General features: G+C 68.5%; 23 protein-coding genes. 10 read left to right on the top strand and 13 right to left on the bottom strand.

Translation table 11 applies throughout. The features are described 5' to 3' along the window. Window positions 1-130: 130 nt before the first annotated feature. The 10 genes from B9P64_RS09615 to B9P64_RS09570 all read right to left on the bottom strand — a co-directional run bounded on the left by B9P64_RS09615 (window position 131) and on the right by B9P64_RS09570 (window position 9140). Window positions 131-907 (bottom strand): MBL fold metallo-hydrolase, encoded by a 777-nt coding sequence (locus B9P64_RS09615; protein WP_085316032.1) that lies wholly within the window; start codon window positions 905-907, stop codon window positions 131-133. Window positions 908-926: 19 nt separating this feature from the next. After that, window positions 927-2015, bottom strand: coding sequence for an outer membrane protein assembly factor BamC (bamC, locus tag B9P64_RS09610; protein WP_235839941.1), 1089 nt, complete (start codon window positions 2013-2015; stop codon window positions 927-929). 29 nt (window positions 2016-2044) lie between these two features. Then, a complete protein-coding gene (gene dapA / locus B9P64_RS09605) occupies window positions 2045-2926 on the bottom strand; it encodes a 4-hydroxy-tetrahydrodipicolinate synthase (RefSeq protein ID WP_085315984.1) in 882 nt (293 codons plus the stop codon). A 57-nt stretch (window positions 2927-2983) separates the two neighbouring features. Next, window positions 2984-4177: a tryptophan--tRNA ligase gene (locus B9P64_RS09600; protein ID WP_268877144.1), complete on the bottom strand. Its 1194-nt coding sequence runs from the start codon at window positions 4175-4177 to the stop codon at window positions 2984-2986. 39 nt (window positions 4178-4216) lie between these two features. After that, window positions 4217-4870: a site-2 protease family protein gene (locus tag B9P64_RS09595; protein ID WP_085315982.1), complete on the bottom strand. Its 654-nt coding sequence runs from the start codon at window positions 4868-4870 to the stop codon at window positions 4217-4219. A gap of 52 nt (window positions 4871-4922) precedes the next feature. Continuing rightward, the gene (locus B9P64_RS09590) at window positions 4923-5549 is read right to left on the bottom strand and encodes an L-threonylcarbamoyladenylate synthase (protein WP_085315981.1); all 627 of its coding nucleotides are present in this window, start codon (window positions 5547-5549) and stop codon (window positions 4923-4925) included. 17 nt (window positions 5550-5566) lie between these two features. Continuing rightward, window positions 5567-6463, bottom strand: a complete 897-nt coding sequence (locus B9P64_RS09585; protein WP_085315980.1) for a 3',5'-nucleoside bisphosphate phosphatase — start codon at window positions 6461-6463, stop codon at window positions 5567-5569. Then, window positions 6460-7350, bottom strand: coding sequence for an alpha/beta fold hydrolase (locus tag B9P64_RS09580; protein ID WP_085315979.1), 891 nt, complete (start codon window positions 7348-7350; stop codon window positions 6460-6462). The genes B9P64_RS09585 and B9P64_RS09580 overlap by 4 nt, the downstream gene beginning before the upstream one ends. 135 nt (window positions 7351-7485) lie before the next feature. Beyond that, on the bottom strand, window positions 7486-8121 hold the full coding sequence (locus tag B9P64_RS09575) for an OmpW/AlkL family protein (protein WP_235839940.1): 636 nt from the start codon (window positions 8119-8121) through the stop codon (window positions 7486-7488). A 218-nt stretch (window positions 8122-8339) separates the two neighbouring features. Beyond that, a complete protein-coding gene (locus B9P64_RS09570) occupies window positions 8340-9140 on the bottom strand; it encodes a ferritin-like domain-containing protein (RefSeq protein WP_085315977.1) in 801 nt (266 codons plus the stop codon). 78 nt (window positions 9141-9218) lie between these two features. On the opposite strand from B9P64_RS09570, the gene B9P64_RS09565 reads away from it, so the two are divergent. The 4 genes from B9P64_RS09565 to B9P64_RS25655 all read left to right on the top strand — a co-directional run bounded on the left by B9P64_RS09565 (window position 9219) and on the right by B9P64_RS25655 (window position 11308). Then, on the top strand, window positions 9219-9623 hold the full coding sequence (locus tag B9P64_RS09565) for a hypothetical protein (protein ID WP_085315976.1): 405 nt from the start codon (window positions 9219-9221) through the stop codon (window positions 9621-9623). Between the two features lie 15 nt (window positions 9624-9638). After that, a complete protein-coding gene (gene hslO, locus B9P64_RS09560) occupies window positions 9639-10595 on the top strand; it encodes an Hsp33 family molecular chaperone HslO (protein ID WP_085315975.1) in 957 nt (318 codons plus the stop codon). A gap of 27 nt (window positions 10596-10622) precedes the next feature. Further along, a complete protein-coding gene (locus B9P64_RS09555; RefSeq protein ID WP_139826225.1) occupies window positions 10623-10964 on the top strand; it encodes a hypothetical protein in 342 nt (113 codons plus the stop codon). 173 nt (window positions 10965-11137) lie between these two features. Then, a complete protein-coding gene (locus tag B9P64_RS25655) occupies window positions 11138-11308 on the top strand; it encodes a hypothetical protein (RefSeq protein ID WP_176256780.1) in 171 nt (56 codons plus the stop codon). 12 nt (window positions 11309-11320) lie between these two features. Here B9P64_RS25655 and B9P64_RS09545 read toward each other — a convergent pair whose 3' ends face one another. Then, window positions 11321-12076 carry a heparan-alpha-glucosaminide N-acetyltransferase gene (locus tag B9P64_RS09545; protein WP_085315972.1) on the bottom strand — a complete coding sequence of 252 codons (756 nt, stop codon included), beginning with the start codon at window positions 12074-12076 and terminating at the stop codon, window positions 11321-11323. Between the two features lie 158 nt (window positions 12077-12234). Between B9P64_RS09545 and B9P64_RS09540 the strand changes: the two genes are divergently transcribed. From B9P64_RS09540 to ftsB, 5 genes are all read left to right on the top strand, one after another. After that, window positions 12235-13926, top strand: coding sequence for a CTP synthase (locus B9P64_RS09540; RefSeq protein WP_085315971.1), 1692 nt, complete (start codon window positions 12235-12237; stop codon window positions 13924-13926). Between the two features lie 49 nt (window positions 13927-13975). Continuing rightward, entirely contained in the window at window positions 13976-14830 is an 855-nt protein-coding gene (gene kdsA / locus B9P64_RS09535; RefSeq protein WP_085315970.1) for a 3-deoxy-8-phosphooctulonate synthase, read from the top strand. A gap of 96 nt (window positions 14831-14926) precedes the next feature. After that, complete coding sequence (locus B9P64_RS09530) at window positions 14927-15211, top strand: DUF1330 domain-containing protein (protein ID WP_085315969.1); 285 nt, start codon at window positions 14927-14929, stop codon at window positions 15209-15211. Between the two features lie 21 nt (window positions 15212-15232). Then, window positions 15233-16516, top strand: coding sequence for a phosphopyruvate hydratase (gene eno, locus B9P64_RS09525; RefSeq protein ID WP_085315968.1), 1284 nt, complete (start codon window positions 15233-15235; stop codon window positions 16514-16516). Between the two features lie 28 nt (window positions 16517-16544). Beyond that, a complete protein-coding gene (gene ftsB / locus B9P64_RS09520) occupies window positions 16545-16913 on the top strand; it encodes a cell division protein FtsB (protein ID WP_085315967.1) in 369 nt (122 codons plus the stop codon). Window positions 16914-16964: 51 nt separating this feature from the next. On the opposite strand, the gene B9P64_RS09515 is transcribed toward ftsB, so the two are convergent. After that, window positions 16965-17921, bottom strand: a complete 957-nt coding sequence (locus tag B9P64_RS09515) for a LysR family transcriptional regulator (RefSeq protein WP_085315966.1) — start codon at window positions 17919-17921, stop codon at window positions 16965-16967. 97 nt (window positions 17922-18018) lie between these two features. Here B9P64_RS09515 and B9P64_RS09510 point away from each other — a divergent pair, with 97 nt between their 5' ends. Further along, window positions 18019-19035, top strand: coding sequence for a zinc-binding alcohol dehydrogenase family protein (locus B9P64_RS09510; RefSeq protein ID WP_085315965.1), 1017 nt, complete (start codon window positions 18019-18021; stop codon window positions 19033-19035). Between the two features lie 12 nt (window positions 19036-19047). Here the strand turns inward: B9P64_RS09510 and B9P64_RS09505 are convergent, their stop codons facing one another. Continuing rightward, entirely contained in the window at window positions 19048-20139 is a 1092-nt protein-coding gene (locus B9P64_RS09505) for a potassium channel family protein (protein ID WP_085315964.1), read from the bottom strand. Window positions 20140-20326 lie beyond the last annotated feature (187 nt).

Here is a 20326-nt window from a genome sequence, read left to right as displayed (position 1 = left end):
GCTCGGCGCCGGCCCCCGCCGCCGAGCCGGCCCCGGCTCCCGCCACCGAAGAAAAGAAGTAATTTCTCGGCCGCAAAAAAAGCCGACCTTCGGGTCGGCTTTTTCATGGGTGCGGCAAACGCGTTGACGTTCAAAGTTCGACCCAGGCAAAGCCGTTTTCCTGATCGGCAATCTCGATTTCCGCAGCGGTGCAGCCGAGCACTTCAGCGAGCGCCCCGGCGGCCAGTTCAGCCCGGTTGTTCTGCCGGCTCAGGTGCGCCGCATGCAGGCGCTTCAGATGGCTGCGGTCGATCGACGCCAGAATTCTTGCCGCCGTGCCATTCGACAGGTGGCCGTAATCGCCGGCAATGCGCCGCCGCACGCTCGACGGATAGGCCGATCCCGCGAGCAGGTCGGGATCGTGATTGCACTCCAGCACCAGACCGTCGCAGCCGGCCAGCATCGCCAGGATGCAGGCGGTGATGCTGCCCGCATCGGTCAGCACGCCGAGCTTGCTGCGGCCGTCGCTGAAGGTGAACTGGGTCGGTTCGCGCGCATCGTGCGGTACCGGGAAGGGCGTGATCTGGAGATCGCCGAGCGCGAACGCGGTGTGGCTGCACAGCACGCGCCAGTCGACATCGGCTTCCTCGTTCAGCCGCAGCGCCATGCCGGTGCCATGCGATGAATAGACCGGCACCCGGTAGCGCCGGGCAAAACGCGCCGCGCCGGCGCCGTGATCGCCGTGCTCATGCGTGATGAGCACGGCGTCGAGCGAGGCCGGATCGATGCCGCGCGCCTCAAGCCGGCGCCCCAGTTCGCGCACGCCGAAGCCACAATCGAGCATCACGCGGGTTGCACGACCGCTCGCCAGCGCCTCGATGACGAGGGCATTGCCCTCGCTTCCGCTGCCGACGCTCGAATAGCGCAAGCGCCCGGTCATGCGCGGTTTATTTCAGCTCGCCCTGGAGCAGTTCGAGGATGCGCGTCGCGGCTTCAGACTTGTCGACACCACCTTCGGCCGACAGCACCTGCACCCGCGTGCCATTGCCGGCAGCCTTCACCGCGATCTTGTACTGGCGCACCGCGCGATCGGGCTTGGCACCGAACAGGCGCGAGAAGAAGCCCGGGTCTTCCTCGGTCTCCTTGCCCGGCTGCACGAAGCGCACGCCATAGACGCCAGCCGCACGGTCGCGCGACTCGACGGTGAAGCCGCCGCGATCGAGCGCGATGCCAACCCGGCGCCAGCCACGTTCCAGGCCATCGTCGAGTTCAAGTGCATCGCCGGCGATGCGAGCCCGCGGTGCCGGCTGCACCGCGCTGATCGCCGCGACCTCGGACTTGGCCTTGGTCTCGTCGGTACCGAAACGCACCAGCAGTCGTTGCAGGAATTCGGCTTCCAGCGAGGGATCGCTCGGGCGCGGCTCCCAGCGCGTCGAATCCTTGGTCGCGACGACCGTTTCCTCCATGCCGCGATGCGACACATAGACCTCGGTGCCGTCGCCCACGCGCTCGAGCCGCACATGGAAGAGATCGCGCGTGCCGGTGTCGTAGATCGAGTCGAAGACCTTGCCGAGCGTGCGCCGGAGGAAATCCTGCGGCAGCTTGGCGCGGTTCTCGGCCCAGTCGGTTTCCATCACGCCGGACTGTTCATCTTCCAGCCGCAGCACGAAACCGTTGTCGGTCCAGAAGCTGCGCAGCACCGGCCAGACCTGATCCGGCGTGCGCTGCACCAGCAGATAGCGCAGATTGCCGTCACGGACCACGCGAGCGAGCGGGCTGGTCGGCAGCACCTGGGCCGCCGCTGCCGCGCTTTCACCAGCCTTGGCAGCCGCGACTGCGCTGGCGCTCTGCGGCACGGCAAAGCGCTCGTCGCGCGGCACCGAACTGAGGTCGGGCGGCACTTCGAGGCTGGGCGTCGCCTGGGCCTTGGCTTCGCTCTTGTAATCGATCTTCGGGCCTTCGAAGTTGGTCGTGCAACCGGCGAAGGCGAGCGCGACGAGGGTCGCGACGCCGATCCGCAGGGCGGGAACGGACACGGATGAGGACATGAAGTCTTGGGAAGGGATTACAGGACGCCGGCGCTGGCGAGCGCGGCTTCGACGGTCGGCCGGGCGGCGTCCGACAAGGCGACCAGCGGCAGGCGGATGCCGGCGCCGATGCGCCCCATGCGCTCCAGCGCCCACTTGGTCGGCGCCGGATTCGATTCGACGAAGAGCTTGGTGTGCAGGTCGTACAGACGGTTGTTGATCTCGCGCGCCTTGGCGATTTCGCCGGCACGCGCGGCGGCGCACATCTCGCTCATGCCACGCGGCGCCACGTTGGCGGTGACGGAAATCACGCCGTGACCGCCGAGCAGGATGTAGGGCAGCGCGGTGTCGTCATTGCCCGAGTACAGACCGAAGTCCTTGCCGGCCGGCAGGCTGCGCAGCAGCTCGGTGTGGCGCACCAGGTCGCCGGTGGCGTCCTTGAGGCCGATGACGCCGGGCAGTTCGGCGAGCCGCAGCACGGTGGCGTTCTGCAGATCGGCCACAGTGCGACCGGGCACGTTGTAGAGGATGAGCGGCAGGTCTTCCGCCTCGGCCACGGCCTTGAAGTGCTGGAACAGCCCTTCCTGCGTCGGCTTGTTGTAGTAGGGCACGACCGACAGTTGCGCATCGGCGCCAACCTTGCGCGCCGCCTTGGCCAGCGCGACGGCTTCCTTGGTGGCGTTGCCGCCGGTGCCGGCGATGACGGGCACGCGGCCGGCGGCCTGCTCGACCGTCACGCGCACCAGCTCGATGTGCTCGTCGAAATCGACGGTGGGCGATTCGCCCGTGGTGCCGACGATCACGATGCCGTCGGTGCCTTCGGCGACATGCCAGTCGACGAGCTTGCGCAAGCCATCGAAATCGAGTGCGCCGTCAGGCTGCATGGGCGTGACGATGGCGACAATGCTGCCGTAAATCATGGATTTGGCCGTGAATTCAAAGCTTTGGATTGTACTTGATGGGTCTGCGGCAGCCGTTCAGGCGCCCAGTCCCATCGCTGCGCGGACATCGCGCATGGTGTCGCCGGCGATCGCGCGAGCGCGGGCGTTGCCCGCATCGAGCACCTCGCGCACCAGCGACGGCCGGGCCAGATAGGGCTCGGCGCGTTCGCGCATCGGCTCCAGTTCCTTGACGATGGCGTCGGCCACCGGCGTCTTGCACTCGATGCAGCCGATGCCGGCGCTGCGGCAGCCGGTCTGCACCCACTGCTTGGTCGCGTCGTCGGAGTACACGAGATGGAATTGCCAGACCGGGCAGCGGTCGGGGTCGCCGGCATCGGTGCGGCGCACGCGCGCCGGGTCGGTCGGCATGACCTTCACCTTCTTGCGCACCGCGTCGGGCTCTTCGCGCAGGGTGATGGTGTTGCCGTAGCTCTTGCTCATCTTCTGGCCGTCGAGGCCGGGCAGACGCGAGGCTTCGGTGAGCAGCGCACGCGGCTCGACGAGAACCTGCTTGGTGCTGCCTTCGAGAAAGCCGAGCAGCCGCTCGCGGTCGGCGGCGGAGATGCTCTTGGCTTCTTCTACCAGCGTGCGTGCGGCGGCGAGCGCTTCGGCATCGCCGTCCTGCTGGTACTTCACGCGCGCTTCGAGCACCTGCTTGCCGGCCTTGCCGAGCTTCTTCGATGCCTCGATGGCCTTGTCTTCAAAGCCCGGTTCGCGGCCGTACAGATGGTTGAAGCGGCGCGCGCATTCGCGCGTCAGTTCGATGTGCGGCACCTGATCCTCGCCGACCGGCACATGCTTGGCGCGGTAGATGAGGATGTCGGCCGCCTGCATCAGCGGATAGCCGAGAAAGCCGTAGGTGCCGAGATCCTTCTCCTTGAGCTTCTCGATCTGGTCCTTGTAGGTCGGCACGCGCTCCAGCCAGCCGAGCGGCGTGTGCATCGACAGCAGCAGGAACAGCTCGGCATGCTCGATCACGCGGCTCTGCACGAAGATGGTCGCGCGCTCGGGGTCGAGGCCGGCAGCGAGCCAGTCGGTGACCATCTCGGTGGTGGACTTGGCGATGATCGACGGGTCGTCGTAGACCGTGGTCAGCGCATGCCAGTCGGCGACGAAGAAAAAGCATTCATGGTCGGCTTGCAGCCGCACCCAGTTCTTGAGTGCGCCATGAAAGTGGCCGATGTGGAGCGCGCCGGTCGGGCGCATGCCGGAAAGAACACGGTCTTGCACGGAGGAATCCCGTCGAAAAAGAGGAAATGGAAGCCGGCGTCAGAACTGGAACAGGCTCTGGATGAACCAGATGCCGATGGACACGAAGGGCATCATCAGCGTGGACAGCAGGCCCGTGACGATGAGCACCAGCACGATCACGAAGCCGTAGCGCTCCACTGACGCATAGGCGTTGGACAGCTTGCGCGGCAGCAGACCGATCAGGATGCGGCCGCCATCGAGCGGCGGAATCGGCACCAGATTGAGCGCCATCAGCATGATGTTGAAGGTGATGCCGGCCTTGGCCATAGAGAAGAAGAAGGCTTCGTCGATGCCTGCCGCATCGAGCAGACGGTAAAGCGCGGCCCAGCCGCAGGCCATCAGCAGATTGGCGGCGGGCCCGGCGGCGGCGACCCAGATCATGTCGCGCTTGGGGTTGCGCAGATTGGCGAAGTTGACCGGCACCGGCTTGGCCCAGCCGAACATGAAGCCGCCTCCACCCGCAATGCGCGCCGAGATCAACAGCAGCGCCGGCACCAGCAGCGTGCCCACCGGATCGATGTGGCGCATGGGATTGAGGCTCACGCGCCCGAGCATCCAGGCGGTCGAGTCGCCGAACATGCGGGCGACGAAACCATGCGCGGCTTCATGCAGGGTGATCGCGAAAATCACCGGAATTGCGTAGACCGTGATGGTCTGGATGAGATCGTCCATCGGCCGATCATAGCAAGGGGGTCATGGCCGTCCGGCGACTGCTGCCCGGCGTTCAGTCGAGCCCGAGCGGCCCGAGCGGCCCGCTGCCCTCGCGGATCAGCACCGGCGCCTCGCCAGTCAGGTCGACCACGGTGGTGCCGCGACCGGCGCAGGCACCCGCATCGATGACGAGATCGACCTGGCCCTTGAGCCGGTCGCAGATGTCATCGGGGTCGTTGAGCGGATAGTCGTCGCCGTCGAGCAGCAGGCTCGACGACAGCAGACCCTGCCCCGCTTCCTCCAGCAGCGCCAGCATCACCGAATGCTGCGGCACGCGAATGCCGATGGTCTTGCGCGACGGATGGCTGAGCCGGCGCGGCACCTCGCGCGTGGCCTCCAGGATGAAGGTGTAGGCGCCCGGCGTCGTGGCCTTGAGCAGGCGGTACTGCCGGTTGTCGATCTGCGCGTAGTTGGCGATCTCCGACAGATCGCGGCACAGCAGCGTGAGATGGCGCCGGTCGTCGATGTTGCGGATGCGGCGGATGCGGTCGGCGGCGTTCTTGTCGTCGAGCCGCGCCACCAGCGCATAGCTGGAGTCGGTCGGCGCGGCGACCACGCCGCCGGCCTCGATGACCTTGAGCGCCTGCTTGACGAGGCGGGGTTGCGGATCGAGCGGATGGATGGCGAAGCGTTGCGTCATGTCGTGATGGCAGCGGTTTAGCCGATGCCCCATTGGGCCCAGATCGGCTCGACCGAGTCGGGCAGCGGCCCGAGCTTGCCGAGTTCGACCCGGGATTCGCCCGCGCCGTGGAAGTCGCTTCCGCGCGAGGCCTTGAGATTGAATTCGCGCGCGGCCAGCACGGCACGCCGCGCATCGTCTGGCGTGTGCGAGGCACAGAGCACTTCGATGCCTTCGCCGCCGCAGTCGCGGAACTCGGTGATGAAGGCGTGGCGTTCCAGATCGGTGAAGCGGTAGCGGCCCGGATGCGCGATCACCGCCACGCCGCCCGCGCCGCGAATCCAGCCGATGGCCTCCGGCAGCCGGGCCCAGCGGTGCGGCACATAGCCCGGCTTGCCCTCGACCAGATAGCTGCCGAACACCTCGCGCACATCGTCGCAGCGGCCGATCTCGACCAGCCAGCGCGCGAAATGGCTGCGCGAGATGAGCGAGGGATTGCCCACGTACTTCATCGCGCCTTCGAGCGCGCCCGGAATGCCGACCGCCGCGAGCCCGTCGGCCATTTCCTGCGCGCGGCCGGCGCGGCCGCCGCGCGTGCGCGCCAGTCCGTCGACCAGCGCCGCGTTCTCGATGTCGACGCCCAAGCCCACGATGTGCACCGTCTCGCCGGCCCAGGTCACCGACACCTCGACGCCATGGATGAAGCCCATGCCCAGCTCGGCGGCGCGCTTGCCGGCGCGCGCCACGCCGCCCAGCTCGTCGTGATCGGTGAGCGCAAGCCATTCCACGCCGTTGGCATGCGCGCGCTCGGCGATGTCCTCGGGCGTATGCACGCCGTCGGACACGTTGGAATGGCAGTGCAGATCGACATTGATCCGGTACGGGTCGAACGGCGTGTGGCGCTGCGGCGGATGGCTGAGACGGATGGCGGTCATGGCGTGTTCTCCTGCGCTTCGACGCGCGCGATGAAGCCGTCGATGGCGGCGGCGCAGGCTTCGGGGGCTTCTATGTGAACCATATGGCCGGCGCCGGCGATTTCCAGTCGGGTCGCGTTACCAAGGCTGGCGCCGCGTGACGCCATCTCAGCATCGCCACGGGCCTGGCCGGCGCTGGCGCTGATCCACAGCACCGGGCATTCGATGGCGACCCAGCAGGCTTCGGCCTCCTCGCGGCGGAACAGCGTGGGATTGGCGAGGCGATGGGCGCGGTCGGCGCGCAGCGCGAACGTGCCGTCGGGCTCGGGCGCGGCCCAGTGCTCGGCGAGCCAGCGCGCGCGCTCGGCGCCCAGTTGCGGATGGTTGCGGCGGATACGCCCGGCCACCTCGTCGAGGCTGGCATAGCGGCCCCAGGGCGTGGCATGGCGCAACTGATCGAGCCAGCGCGCATAGCGGCGCGGCGCCTCGGTCGGCACCGTGGCTGGCGGCCCGAAACCTTCGAGCAGGCTCGCGCTGCGGATGCGCGCGGGACGCGCGGCGGCATAGAGCGCCGCAATCAGCCCGCCCATGCTGTGACCGAGCAGATGCACCGGCGCATCGGGCGCGATGCGGTCGAGCAGCGCATCGAGATCGGCGAGGTAGTCGGGAAACCAGTAGGACTGCACCGCCGGCTGGTCGGTGGCGTGCTGGCTCAGGCCAAAGCCACGCCAGTCGAGCGCGATGCAGCGGCGCTCATGCGCAAACGCATCGACCAGGAACTGGAACGAGGCCGACACGTCGAGAAAGCCGTGCAGCAGCACCAGCGGCCTGCCGTCGGCCGGGCCCCATTCGCGCAGATGGATGCGCAGTCCGCGCAGGTCGAGAAAACGGGAACGGCTGGGAGTCATCGCACCGATGGTAGCGGTGCCGCGATTGCTGCCGCGCAAAAAAATACCGCCAGCCTTGCGTCATGGCTGACGCCGGGACTGGCGGGAAACAGCGGCGGCCTTGTGGGCCCGCCGCCATGGCGCGATCGAAAAAACTTAGAAGCGGTAGCCGACGCCCACGCCGAACAGCCAGGGATTCAGCGACACGGTGCTGATCTTCTTGCCGTTGGAGGACAGATCGGATTCGAGCTTGATGTACTTGATGTCGGCGTTGAGCGACCAGACCTTGTCGAGCTTGTAGTCGGCGCCGATTTGCAGGGCCGGGCCGATCGACTTGTTTTCCAGGCTCAGGTTCAGCGGCTTGACCGCCGGATCCCAGGTCACGCCCCAGATGCGGGTGTAGTTCACGCCGGCGCCGACATAGGGCACGAACGCCGTGCCAGTGTCGAAGTGGTACTGGGCCAGCAGCGTGGGGGGCAGGTGCTTGAGCGAGCCGATCTTGCCGCCGTTGAGTTCGACGTCGTGGATTTGCGGGTAGGTCAGCACCAGTTCGGCCGAGATGTTCGGCGTGAAGAAGTAGCTGATGTCGAAGTCGGGGAAGACCTTGCTCGCGACGCGGATCGCGTCGGCCTGGGCGACGCCCGGCACGGCATCCGACTTCTCGGCGGTCTGCATGAACAGCAGGCGACCACGCACGAGCCAGGGGCTGTCACCGGCGGCTTGGGCGGGCAGCGCGGCAAAGCCGGCGGCGATCAGGCCGGCAATCAGCGAGGTCTTGAGGAAGGCGTTCATCCTTGGCTCCATGAGGTATGGGTGTTGTTCTGGCCCGGTGTGCTGGGCCGTGTGCGGCAGTGCATGGAGCGGATTCTTGGGGCCCGGCCGAGGTGCCCGTTTGCGCTTTCGCAAGCGGCAGACCGGGCCTGTGCGGAGGCGGATGGCGGCTTGATGCGCATCAACTGGCGCCGTGGCGTGCCGGCAACATCCGCTTGCACGACGCCAGCCGAGGCGCGTCAGCGGCGGGCAAAGGCGTCGAGCTGGGCCGAGGTGAAGCCGGCATCGAGCCGTGCGGCGGTGTTGAACGGCGCGCGCGGCAGGCCGACGCGATAGCGCTCGGCGAGCGCCAGATGCGCGCTGTCGGCTGCGACGCCGGCGCGTTCGCAGAGCGCGTCGTACCAGCGGTTGCCGATGCGCACATGGCCGATCTCGTCGCGCAGGATGATGTCGAGCACCGCAGCCGACTCGGCATCGCCGGCCGACGCAAGCCGCGCCCGGATGCCCGGCGTCACGTCGAGGCCACGCGCTTCCATCGTGCGCGGCACCAGCGCCATGCGCGCAAGCGGATCGGCGGCGGTGCGCTCGGCCATGTCCCACAGGCCGTTGTGGGCGGCGAAATCGCCGTAGTCGTGGCCGTGGGCGCGCAGCCGTTCGCGCAGCAGGCCGAAGTGCAGCGCCTCCTCGGCGGCGACCAGCAGCCAGTCGTCGTAGAAATCGGAGGGCATGCCGGCAAAACGCCAGACCGCATCGAGCGCGAGGTTGATGGCGTTGAACTCGATGTGCGCGAGCGCATGCAGCAGCGCCGCCCGGCCCTCGACGCTGCCGACGCCGCGCGAAGCCACATCGCGCGCATGCACCAGTTCGGGCCTGGGCGGCCGGCCGGGCAGCGTGCCCGGATCGGTCAGCGCAGCGGCAGCGTCGAGCGCGCCGCCGGCCCGGCGCGTGGCCGCCAGCGCGGCGACGAGCGCGCATTTTTCATCGGGATCGGAGCAGGCAAGCGCCGCCAGCGCGGCGGCACGGAGTTCGAAAGCAGGCATGAGAAGATCGACCGAGGCGTACCGGACGGTGCGCCGGATTTGTCCGAACCATTCTAGCCAGCCGCCCTCACACCGCTCATGAAGCTGCTGCTCCTGCTCGTCGTCCTCGCTGTCGTGTTCGTGCTGTGGAAGAAGTCGGCGCGCCCGGTCGTGGCCGTGCGCCCGCCGATGGTGCGGCGCCCGCTCGACGAGGCCCAGCGCCAGTTGTTCGCCCGGCTCCAGTCGGCGCTGCCGAGCGCGATGATCCTGGCCCAGCCGAGCGTCGCCCAGCTCATCGAGAGCGACGACGCCACGCTCGCCGACAGCCAGCTCGATTTCGCCGTGCTCGGCCGCGATGCCCGTCCGATCGGCGTGGCCGTGCTCGGCACGCTCGACCCGCGGCACGAAAACCTGCTGACCGCGGCCGGCCTGCGCGTGGCGCGCTTCAAGCCCGGCGCCCTGCCCGACGACCAGCAGATCCGCGATGCCTTCGGCTACTTGTGACGGCGCACGATTCCCATGGATGAACTGAGAAAACTGATCTTCGACAAGGCGCCGGTCCGCGGCGAACTGGTGAGCCTGGACGACAGCTGGCGCCACATCGTCGGTTTGCACGACTACCCGGCGCCGGTGCGCCGGCTGCTCGGCGAGATGCTGGCCGCGTCGGTGCTGCTGTCGGCCACGCTCAAGTTCGACGGCTCGCTGGTGATCCAGCTGTTCGGCGACGGGCCGGTCAAGCTGGCCGTGGCCGAGTGCAACTCCACTCTCGGCGTGCGCGCGACGGCCCGCATCGGCGACAGCGCCAGCGTGCCCGACGACGCCAGCCTGCGCGACATGGTCAATGCCCAGGGCAACGGCCGCATGTCGATCACGCTCGACCCGAGCAATCGCCAGCCGCATCAGCAGCCCTATCAAGGCATCGTGCCGCTCGACGGCAACAGCGTGGCCGAGGTGCTCGAAGGCTATATGGCGCGCTCCGAGCAGATCGAGACCCGGCTCTGGCTCGCCTGCGACGAAAGCCGCTCGACCGGCCTGCTGATGCAGCGCATGCCGGCCGAAGGCGGCGCCGCCGACCTCGACGAGGCGGCCGCGCAAGCCCGCGCCGCCCAGTTCGAGGCCGACAGCGAGGCTTGGTCGCACTTGCAGCATCTGTCCGACACCGTCACCCAGGCCGAGTTGCTGGCGCTGCCGCCGCACGAGATCGCGCGCCGGCTGTTCTGGGAGGAAGAAGCGCGCATCCTGCCGGCGCGGGCGGTGCAATTTTCCTGCGCCTGCTCGCGCGAGCGCGTGGGCCGCATGCTGCGGTCGCTCGGCCGCGAAGAGATCGACTCGATCATCGCGGAGCTGGGCGCGGTGAAGGTCAATTGCGAGTACTGCGATACCGGCTACGACTTCGATCCGGTCGATGTCGCGCAACTGTTCTCGGCGCCGAGCGCGGCCGAGGGCGTCCGCAGCAGCGGCGATCAGCGCCACTGAACTGCCGCATCGATGCAGGAGGCAAGCATGAATGCACTTCGTCTGGCCGGATGCGCCGGCCTTCTCGCGCTGGCGCTGGCCGGTTGCGCCAGCCCGCCACCGGGCGGCCCGATCGCCCGCCTGCCTGCGGCCGCGCCGCCAGCCGTGGTGGTCACCAGCGACGACGAGCGCATCAAGCGCGAAGCCGCCATCTCGGCCCAGGTGCTGCGCGACCAGGAAACCGCCGACCGCAATGCCGCCGATCTGGCGCGCATCCGGGCCCGCAGCCAGGCCTATCTGCGGCCCGAGCCCTACCCCTATCCCTACTGGGGCGGCTATGGCTGGGGCTGGCAGCCAGGGGTCAGCGTCGGCATCGGACGGCGCTGGTAGCGGCAGTGGCGCCGGCAGTCGGCCCGGGCGGTCGCTCGGGCGCAAGCGGTGCGATTTTTGCGTCGCAGCATCCCGCCGGCGCGGGCCTGATGCATGACGGCGGTGGCAGTGCGGCCGCCGTCATGCGTCCCCGGGCCGGCACCTCATTCGCCGATCTGTCCGCGCCCGCCGCCATGCCCGACCACAACTCCCGCGACGACGACTCCCTGCTCGATCCGCTCGAACGCGCCTATCTGCGCATCCTCTGGTTCTCCACCGTCGTCTTCCTGCTGCTGTGCCTGAGCCGCAGCGGCGACGACGACTTTGTCGCGCTGGGCGTCGATGCGCTGACTGCGCTCGTCTGACCGGCAGCCCCGTCAGTGCAAGGCGCGCCAGCCCATCAGCGCGCCGATCAGCACCGGCTGATGCACCAGATAAATGCTCAGACTCCAGCGCCCGGGCACTGAAAGCATGCGCACCGGCCCGGTCGCGGCCAGGCGCACCAGCGCCGCCGGCACCGGCAGGCCGCGCTTGAGCCACAGCAGGCCGAGCGCCAATCCCAGGAAAGCCGGTCCGAGCCAGGGCGCGAGCGGCACGAAATCCTCGGTCCACGGCTTGTGCAGATACAGCCCGCTGATGTTGCAGGGCGCGGCATCGCATGCCGCCCGGCCCGGCAGCGCGGCCACCCCCAGCGCCGCCAGCCCGAGCAGCGCATTTGCCGCCACGCCCAGGCCGCTGCTGGCGCGCAGCAGCAGCAACGCGACCGCCACGAAATGCAGCACGCCGAAATAGATGAAACGCGGCCCGAACATCACCCAGCTGCCCAGCGACACCAGCGCCGCCGCGCCGGCAATCTTGAGCCAGCGCAGCCAGAAGCCACGCGCATCCACGCCGCGCGCCCGGCGCAGCGCCATCGACACGCCCACCAGCGTGAGGAACATGCTGACGATCGCGGTGCGCCAGCCGATCCAGCCGGCCTGCGTGACCATGTCGGCGGTGCTCCAGCGCGCCAGACCGAACATGCCGAGGTCGTAGCAGAAGTGGTAGGCGACCATCATCGCCACCGCAAGACCGCGCAGGGCATCGACCGCGTCGACGCGGTTGGACGGGCTGGAACGGGTGGCGAATCGCATTCGAAATGGCGCAAGAAGTGGCAGGAACGGCGCAGGCCGGACGGCAGCCGCGCAGTCTCCCACAGCCCCTGTCCGGCCCGTTCACGGACCGGCGGCACCGGCTTTCACCGGCGTGGCATGCGCGACTGGCTATAATTTCCATTTCCCGGTGAGGCTCTATGACCAAGTATGTTTTCGTCACCGGTGGCGTGGTGTCTTCCCTCGGCAAGGGCATCGCAGCTGCTTCCCTCGCGGCGATCCTCGAATCGCGCGGCCTGAAAGTAACGCTCCTCAAGCTTGACCCCTACATCAATGTCGACCCCGGCACGATGTCGCCGTTTCAGCACGGCGAAGTGTTCGTGACCGAGGACGGCGCCGAGACCGACCTCGACCTTGGCCACTACGAGCGCTTCATCAGCGCCAAGATGCGCAAGGTCAACAACTTCACCACCGGCCAGATCTACGAAAGCGTCATCCGCAAGGAACGGCGCGGCGAATATCTGGGCAAGACGGTGCAGGTGATTCCGCACATCACCAACGAGATCCAGGATTTCGTCGAACGCGGCGCGCGCGCCTCCTTCGACGGCAAGGCCGATGTGGCCATCGTGGAAATCGGCGGCACGGTGGGCGACATCGAATCGCTGCCCTTCCTCGAAGCCGCGCGGCAACTCGGCCTGCGCCTGGGCCGCAACAGCTGCGCCTTCGTGCATCTGACGCTGGTGCCCTATATCGCCAGCGCCGGCGAGCTCAAGACCAAGCCGACCCAGCACAGCGTGCAGAAGCTGCGCGAGATCGGCATCGTGCCGAACGTGCTGCTGTGCCGCGCCGACCGCCCGATTCCGGACGACGACCGCGCCAAGATCAGCCTGTTCGCCAACGTGCCGCTCGACGCCGTCATCTCGGTCTGGGATGCCGACAGCATCTACAAGATCCCCAAGATGCTGCACGAGCAGAAGCTCGACGACATCATCTGCTGGACGCTCGGCATCTCGGCCGGCCGCGCCAATCTGAGCGTGTGGGACAAGCTGGTCGATTCGCTAGAGAACCCGCAGCGCGAAGTGACCATCGGCATGGTCGGCAAGTACGTCGACCTGACCGAGTCGTACAAGTCGCTGACCGAGGCGCTGACCCACGCCGGCATCCACACGCATACCCGCGTGAACATCGAGTACGTCGACAGCGAGGAAATCGAGGCCGCCGGCCCCGAATCGCTCGCCAAGTACGACGCCATCCTGGTGCCGGGCGGCTTCGGCAAGCGCGGTGTCGAAGGCAAGATCGCAGCGGCCCGGTTTGCGCGCGAACGCGGCATTCCCTACCTGGGCATCTGCCTGGGCATGCAGATCGCCATGATCGAGATCGCGCGCGACGCGGCCGGCCTCGAAGGTGCCAACTCGACCGAGTTCGAGCCCGATTCGCCGCATCCGGTGGTGGCGCTCATCACCGAATGGCAGGACGCAAGCGGCAAGATCGAGACCCGCCACGAGGACTCGGACCTGGGCGGCACCATGCGCCTCGGCTCGCAGCGCGTGCCGCTCAAGCCGGGCACGCTCGCCGCCAGCATCTACGGTCCCGAAGTCAACGAGCGCCATCGTCACCGCTACGAGGTGAACAACAACTACATCGAGCGGCTGGAACAGGCTGGGGTGGTGATCGCCGCGCGCACGCCCACCGAGGGTCTGTGCGAAATCATGGAACTGCCCCAGCACGACGGTGCGCTCAAGCATCCGTGGTTCGTCGGCGTGCAGTTCCATCCCGAGTTCACCAGCACGCCGCGCGACGGCCATCCGCTGTTCATCTCGTACATCAAGGCCGCGAACGCCCACAAGGAAGGCGCCCAGCCGGGCACCTCGGCGCTCAAGGCAGTGGCCTAAACCACGCGGGGCGGCGCGTCCGCCCCGTCGCACCCTGTCGAGGAGACAGATGCAACTCTGCGGCTTCGAAGTCGGCCTTGACCGACCCTTCTTCCTGATTGCCGGCCCCTGCGTCATCGAGTCGCGCGACCTCGCGCACGAGACCGCCGGCCGGCTCAAGGAAATCACCGCCGGCCTCGGCATTCCCTTCATCTACAAGTCGAGCTTCGACAAGGCCAACCGCAGCTCGGGCAAGAGCTTTCGCGGCCTGGGCATGGACAAGGGCCTCGAAATCCTCGCCGACGTGCGCGCCAAGATCGGCGTGCCGGTACTGACCGACATCCACACCGAGGATGAAGTCGCGGCCGTCGCGGCCGTCGTCGATGTGCTGCAGACGCCCGCCTTCCTGTGCCGCCAGACCGATTTCATCCGCGCCTGCGCCCAGTCGGGCAAGCCGGTCAACATCAAGAAGGGCCAGTTCCTCGCGCCCGGCGACATGAAGAACGTGATCGACAAGGCGCGCGAAGCGGCCCGCGAAGCCGGCCTCGCCGATGACGTGTTCATGGCCTGCGAACGCGGCGTGAGCTTCGGCTACAACAACCTGGTCAGCGACATGCGCTCGCTGGCGATCATGCGCGAGACCGGCTGCCCGGTCGTGTTCGACGCGACGCATTCGGTGCAGCTGCCGGGCGGCCAGGGCACCAGCTCGGGCGGCCAGCGCGAATTCGTGCCGGTGCTGTCGCGCGCGGCGGTGGCGGTGGGCATCTCGGGCCTGTTCATGGAAACCCATCCCGATCCGGCCAAGGCCATGAGCGACGGCCCCAATGCCGTGCCGCTCGCGCGCATGCCCGAACTGCTCGCGGTGCTCAAGGAGCTGGACGCGCTGACCAAGCGCGCCGGCTTCCTCGAAAGCAATTTCGCCTGATCTGGCGCGGTGCAATTCGTTGCACTGCGTCATACGGCGTTTCCCAGGCGGCAGGGTTCACGCAGAATCCGCCGCAATCCAGCCTCCCCCCAGCCCATGCCTGCCTACGTCGTCGTCAGCATCGATGTGAAGAAGCCGGCGCAGTACGCCGAGTATCAGAAGCTCGCCAAGCTCGCCGCCACCGCCTATGACGCCAAGCCGCTGGTGCGCGGCGGCCGCATGGAAGTCCTCGAAGGCCCGGCGCCGCAGCGCATGGCCATCCTCCAGTTTCCGTCGATGCCCCAGGCGCGTGCCTGGTACGACTCGCCGCAATACAAGCGCGCCCGCAATGTTCGTGGCGACGCGGCAGCGTTCAGCATGGTCATCGTCGAAGGTTTCTAACCACCGTTCCCAAGGAAAACCATGTCAACGATCGTCGACATCATTGGCCGCGAGGTCATCGACAGCCGCGGCAATCCCACCGTCGAATGCGACGTGCTGCTGGAGTCGGGCGCGCTCGGCCGCGCCGCCGTGCCGTCGGGCGCGTCCACCGGCTCGCGTGAAGCCATCGAGCTGCGCGACGGCGACAAGAGCCGCTACCTCGGCAAGGGCGTGCTCAAGGCGGTGGAAAACGTCAACACCGAAATCGCCGAAGCGATCATCGGCCTCGACGCGACCGAGCAGGCCTTCCTCGACAAGACGCTGATCGACCTCGACGGCACCGACAACAAGTCGCGCCTGGGCGCCAATGCCACGCTGGCGGTCTCGATGGCCGTGGCCAAGGCCGCCGCCGAAGACAGCGGCCTGCCGCTGTACCGCTACTTCGGCGGCTCGGGCGCCATGGCCCTGCCGGTGCCGATGATGAACATCATCAACGGCGGTGCCCACGCCGACAACAACCTCGACCTGCAGGAATTCATGATCCTGCCGGTCGGCGCGACCAGCTTCCGCGAAGCCGTGCGCACCGGTGCCGAGGTGTTCCACTCGCTCAAGAAGCTGCTGCACGACAAGGGCCTGAACACGGCCGTCGGCGACGAAGGCGGCTTCGCCCCGTCGCTCACGAGCCATGAGGAAGCCATCAAGATCATCATCGAGGCGATCCAGCGCGCCGGCTACGAGCCGGGCACGCAAGTGGCGCTCGGCCTCGATTGCGCATCGAGCGAGTTCTACAAGGACGGCTTCTATCACCTCGACGGCGAGGGCTTGAAGCTCAATGCCGCCGACTGGACCAACATCCTGGCGACCTGGGTCGACAAGTACCCGATCATCACCATCGAAGACGGCATGGCCGAAAACGACTGGGACGGCTGGGCCCACCTGACCAAGGAACTCGGCAAGAAGGTGCAGCTGGTCGGCGACGACCTGTTCGTCACCAACACCAAGATCCTGAAGGAAGGCATCGACAAGGGCATCGCCAACTCGATCCTCATCAAGATCAACCAGATCGGCACGCTGACCGAGACCTTCGCCGCCATCGAGATGGCCAAGCGCGCCAACTACACGGCCGTGGTGTCGCACCGCTCGGGCGAGACCGAGGACGCGACGATCGCCGACATCGCCGTCGGCACCAACGCCCTCCAGATCAAGACCGGCTCGATGTCGCGTTCGGATCGCGTGGCCAAGTACAACCAGCTGCTGCGCATCGAGGAAGACCTTGGCGACGTGGCTTCCTACCCCGGCCGTTCGGCCTTCTACAACCTGCGCTGAGCGCGGTTGACTGCCTGCGTTCCCCGCCATGCGCTGGATAGCTGTCGTCGTCTTCATCCCGCTGGCATTGATCCAGTACCCACTCTGGTTCGGCCCGGGCGGCTGGAAGCAGGTGCGGGAACGCGAGGACCAGGTGCTGCTTGCGCAGGCCCGCATCGCCGGGCTGCGCATGCGCAATGCGCGCCTCGCCGCCGAGGTGCGCGATCTGCGCGACGGCACGGCGGCGGTCGAGGAAAGGGCGCGCCTGCAGCTCGGCATGATCCGCAACGATGAAGTCTTCGTGCAGATCCTCGATGCGAATGCGCCGGCCCCGGTGAACCAGCCGCTCGAACAGGCCAAGCCGGTCAAGCCGGCGGCCCGACCGGCGGCTATTGCTGCTCCAGCCGCGCGGCACTGACGCCCGGCCCGTCGCCCGCCGCGCCATGCGCGGGCGACCACCCCTCCCGCCTCACTCCCCCGTTCCCGCCGCCTCGCTGGCGCGCTGTTCGAGCGGTGCGGCCTGCGCCAGCAGATGCGCGATCGCCGCGCGCAGCAGCGCTGGCTGATGTTCGCGGCTGGCATACAGCAGATGCAGCGGCGCCGGCTCGCCGAGCCAATCGGGCAGCAAGCGCAGCAGCCGGCCAGCCGCCAGATCGTCGGCCGCATCGATCCAGGACTTGAACGCCAGACCGCGTCCGGCCACGGCCCAGTCGCGCACCAGCGCACCGTCGTCGCTGACGCAGCTCGGCACGATCTTCGGCTCGCGCCGCTCGCGGCCGCGCGAGAAGCGCCAGCGATCGTGCACCCGCGCGCTGCCGGCAACCGGGCTCTGCATCCAGGCCACGCAGGCATGCGCGACAAGGTCGTCGGGCGTGGCCGGTGCGCCGCAGCGCGCCACATAGTCGGGCGACGCCACCAGCACGCGCCGGTTCGAGGCCAGCAGCGCCCGACCGATCAGGCCGCTGTCGGCCGCCACGCCGTAGCGCAGCGCCAGATCGACCGGCTCGCGGTAGAAGTCGACCAGCCGGTCCGACAGCGCGAGGCTGAGCCGGACCTGCGGATGTGCCTGCTGAAAGGCGTCGAGCCAGCCGCGCAGCCAGCTGCGGCCAAAATCGGACGGCGCCGAGACGCGCAATTCGCCGCGCAACTCGGCGCGGTCGGCGGCCAGGCTTTCGAGACCGTCGCCGAGCGCCGCCAGCGCCCGCCGCGCATGCGCGATGAAGCGCTCGCCGTCGGGCGTGAGCCGCAGCGCCCGCGTCGACCGCAGCATCAGCCGCGCGCCGAGCCGCTGCTCCAGCCGCTTGAGGCTGGCGCTCGCCGCCGCCGGTTGCAGCTCCAGCTCGCGCGCGGCCTGCGAAAGACTGCCCAGCTCGGCCGCGCGCACGAACAGCTGGAGATCGGCCAGGGCCGGCAATGAGGGGCTCATCTTCAAATTTCGATTGAAAGTGAATCGGCCCGGCGCAGGCTACACGGCGCCCGGCACGGCGCGCAGACTGCCTCGCATCGCAACCCGGAAGCCCGCCATGAAAGCCATCGCCGCCCCCCGTCCGCTGCCGATCGACGATCCGCAGTCGCTCATCGACATCGATCTGCCCGAGCCGCAGCCCGGCCCGCGCGACCTGCTGGTCGAGGTGCGCGCGGTGTCGGTCAACCCGGTCGACACCAAGGTGCGCGCCAATGCCGCCCTGCCCGACGGCAGCCCGCGCGTGCTGGGCTGGGATGCCGCCGGCGTGGTGCGCGCGGTCGGCGCCGAGGTGACGCTGTTCCGGCCCGGCGACGAGGTCTGGTACGCCGGCGACCTGACCCGGCCCGGCTCCAATGCCGAGCTGCAATGCGTGGACGAGCGCATCGTCGGCCGCAAGCCGGCCAGCCTCGGCTGGGCCGCTGCGGCCGCCTTGCCGCTCACCGCCATCACCGCCTGGGAGCTGCTGTTCGACCGGCTGCAAGTGCCGCGCGGCGGCGCCGACGGCGAGGCGCTGCTGATCGTCGGCGCGGCCGGCGGCGTCGGCTCGGTGCTGATCCAGCTGGCGCGCCAGCTCACCGGCCTGCGCGTGATCGCCACCGCCTCGCGGCCCGAAAGCGCCGCCTGGTGCCGCGAGCTTGGCGCGCATGACGTCGTCGATCACCGCCAGCCGCTCGATGCCGAACTCGCGCGGCTGGGCGTGGCGCCGCGCTACATCGCCAGCCTGACCCAGACCGAGCGCCATTTCGCCGCGCTGGCGGCAGCCGTCGCGCCGCAGGGCCGCATCGCGCTCATCGACGATCCGGCCACGCCGCCCGACATCCGCCTGCTCAAGCGCAAGAGCGTGTCGCTGCACTGGGAGTTCATGTACACGCGCTCGATGTTCCAGACCGCCGACATGGCGGCCCAGCACCGGCTGCTCGACGAACTGGCCGGGCTGGTCGATGCCGGCGTCATCCGCTCGACGCTGACCGCCAGCGTCGGCGTCATCGATGCCGCCAATCTGCGCGCCGCCCACCGCCAGCTGGAAAGCGGCAGCAGCATCGGCAAGCGCGTGCTCGAAAGCTTTGGCGGCTGACGCCGGCCCGGCTCAGCCCGCGAGCGCCCTGGCGCGCCGCTCGATCATTTCGCGTCCGGCCGGTGTGGCGATCACGATCAGCACCTGACCGCCGACCACCTCCTGCTGCGCCGGCGGGCTGAACTCCCAGTCGTCGCCCTGGGACAGCAGCGGATGCGGGCGTGGCGCGGCGCCGTCGCGCACCGCCACCACCACATAGTCGCGCGCCGGCGGTGCCAGCTCGGCCAGCGTGACCCGGCCCAGCTCGGCCGGCAGCGCAATCTCCTCCACCCGCAGGCTGTCGCCGCGCCGCAGCATCTGGTCCATGAAGTTGACCGCATGCGGCCGCAGCATGGCCGAGGCGATGCGCAAGCCACCAGTGAAGTCGGGCGCCACGATCTCGTCGGCGCCGACGCGGCGGCATTTCTCGATGTTGCGCACGTCATGCACCCGCGCCACCACGCGCAGCCTGGGGTTGAGCTGCTTGGCCGTCAGCACGATGACCAGGTTCTTCGCATCCTCGCCGGTCACCGCGAACAGCCCGGCCGCGTGCTTGATGCCGGCCTCGATCAGCGTGTCGTCGTCTGCCGCATCGCCGGCGATGGCATAGGGCTCATGGCCGATCTCGCGCATGCGCTCGATGTGGTGATCGAGCACCTCCTGCGCATCGTCGACCGCCACATAGCCGCGCCGGGTGGCGTTGAGTTCGCGCGCCACATTGCCGCCCACGCGGCCCATGCCGCACACCAGATAGTGGCCTTGCAGCTTGTCGATGGCCTTGACCATGCGTTGTCTCCTGCGCTCGGGATCGAGGCTGCGCTCGACCAGCACGGCGGTGATGATGGAAAACATGTAGGTCCACGCGCCGATGCCCGACACCGCGACGCAGACGTTGAACACCCGGCCCCAGGGCTTCTGGCTCAGGTCGACGATCTCCCCATAGCCGATGGTCGCCACGGTGATGAAGGTCATGTAGAAGCCGTCGAACAGCGTGGTCGCGCCGCCGCCGATATGCCGAAAGCCGAACGCGCCCACGGTGAGGATGGTGGCGAAGGCCAGCGCCACATAGCGGAGTTCCTGGCGCAGCGCGAGGCTGGCGAGCGTGAGCGGGCGGCGGTGTTTCATCGTTGTTCTGGAGCGCGGGTCGTGACCGACCTTAGCGCATCGCAAGCCGGCCCCGGCTTGCGCAAGGGCAAGCCCGAAGCCGGCTGCTAGCATGGCGCCCCACCCCGCCGGGGGCCTTCCCCGGCGCCATGCAAAACAAACCAGGAGACCGTCCCGCCGCAGCGCACGCCGCCGCGCCGGGTTCGCC

Origin of the sequence: Derxia lacustris (assembly GCF_002105195.1) — a bacterium.
Classification (GTDB): Bacteria; Pseudomonadota; Gammaproteobacteria; order Burkholderiales; family Burkholderiaceae_E; genus Derxia; species Derxia lacustris.
The sequence above is the reverse complement of the archived record's forward strand: the minus strand, read 5'-3'. Positions and strand labels throughout refer to the sequence as shown.

Coding starts and splice junctions, on each gene's coding strand:
- B9P64_RS09515 (WP_085315966.1), bottom strand. CDS start 17,921: ATGAGCCCCTCATTGCCGGCCCTGGCCGATCTCCAGCTGTTCGTGCGC.
- B9P64_RS09530 (WP_085315969.1), top strand. CDS start 14,927: ATGCCTGCCTACGTCGTCGTCAGCATCGATGTGAAGAAGCCGGCGCAG.
- B9P64_RS09570 (WP_085315977.1), bottom strand. CDS start 9,140: ATGCCTGCTTTCGAACTCCGTGCCGCCGCGCTGGCGGCGCTTGCCTGC.
- eno (WP_085315968.1), top strand. CDS start 15,233: ATGTCAACGATCGTCGACATCATTGGCCGCGAGGTCATCGACAGCCGC.
- B9P64_RS09510 (WP_085315965.1), top strand. CDS start 18,019: ATGAAAGCCATCGCCGCCCCCCGTCCGCTGCCGATCGACGATCCGCAG.
- B9P64_RS09585 (WP_085315980.1), bottom strand. CDS start 6,463: ATGACCGCCATCCGTCTCAGCCATCCGCCGCAGCGCCACACGCCGTTC.
- B9P64_RS09580 (WP_085315979.1), bottom strand. CDS start 7,350: ATGACTCCCAGCCGTTCCCGTTTTCTCGACCTGCGCGGACTGCGCATC.
- B9P64_RS09575 (WP_235839940.1), bottom strand. CDS start 8,121: ATGAACGCCTTCCTCAAGACCTCGCTGATTGCCGGCCTGATCGCCGCC.
- B9P64_RS09595 (WP_085315982.1), bottom strand. CDS start 4,870: ATGGACGATCTCATCCAGACCATCACGGTCTACGCAATTCCGGTGATT.
- B9P64_RS25655 (WP_176256780.1), top strand. CDS start 11,138: ATGCCCGACCACAACTCCCGCGACGACGACTCCCTGCTCGATCCGCTC.
- B9P64_RS09555 (WP_139826225.1), top strand. CDS start 10,623: ATGAATGCACTTCGTCTGGCCGGATGCGCCGGCCTTCTCGCGCTGGCG.
- ftsB (WP_085315967.1), top strand. CDS start 16,545: ATGCGCTGGATAGCTGTCGTCGTCTTCATCCCGCTGGCATTGATCCAG.
- B9P64_RS09505 (WP_085315964.1), bottom strand. CDS start 20,139: ATGAAACACCGCCGCCCGCTCACGCTCGCCAGCCTCGCGCTGCGCCAG.
- dapA (WP_085315984.1), bottom strand. CDS start 2,926: ATGATTTACGGCAGCATTGTCGCCATCGTCACGCCCATGCAGCCTGAC.
- kdsA (WP_085315970.1), top strand. CDS start 13,976: ATGCAACTCTGCGGCTTCGAAGTCGGCCTTGACCGACCCTTCTTCCTG.
- hslO (WP_085315975.1), top strand. CDS start 9,639: ATGGATGAACTGAGAAAACTGATCTTCGACAAGGCGCCGGTCCGCGGC.
- B9P64_RS09590 (WP_085315981.1), bottom strand. CDS start 5,549: ATGACGCAACGCTTCGCCATCCATCCGCTCGATCCGCAACCCCGCCTC.
- B9P64_RS09540 (WP_085315971.1), top strand. CDS start 12,235: ATGACCAAGTATGTTTTCGTCACCGGTGGCGTGGTGTCTTCCCTCGGC.
- B9P64_RS09545 (WP_085315972.1), bottom strand. CDS start 12,076: ATGCGATTCGCCACCCGTTCCAGCCCGTCCAACCGCGTCGACGCGGTC.
- B9P64_RS09565 (WP_085315976.1), top strand. CDS start 9,219: ATGAAGCTGCTGCTCCTGCTCGTCGTCCTCGCTGTCGTGTTCGTGCTG.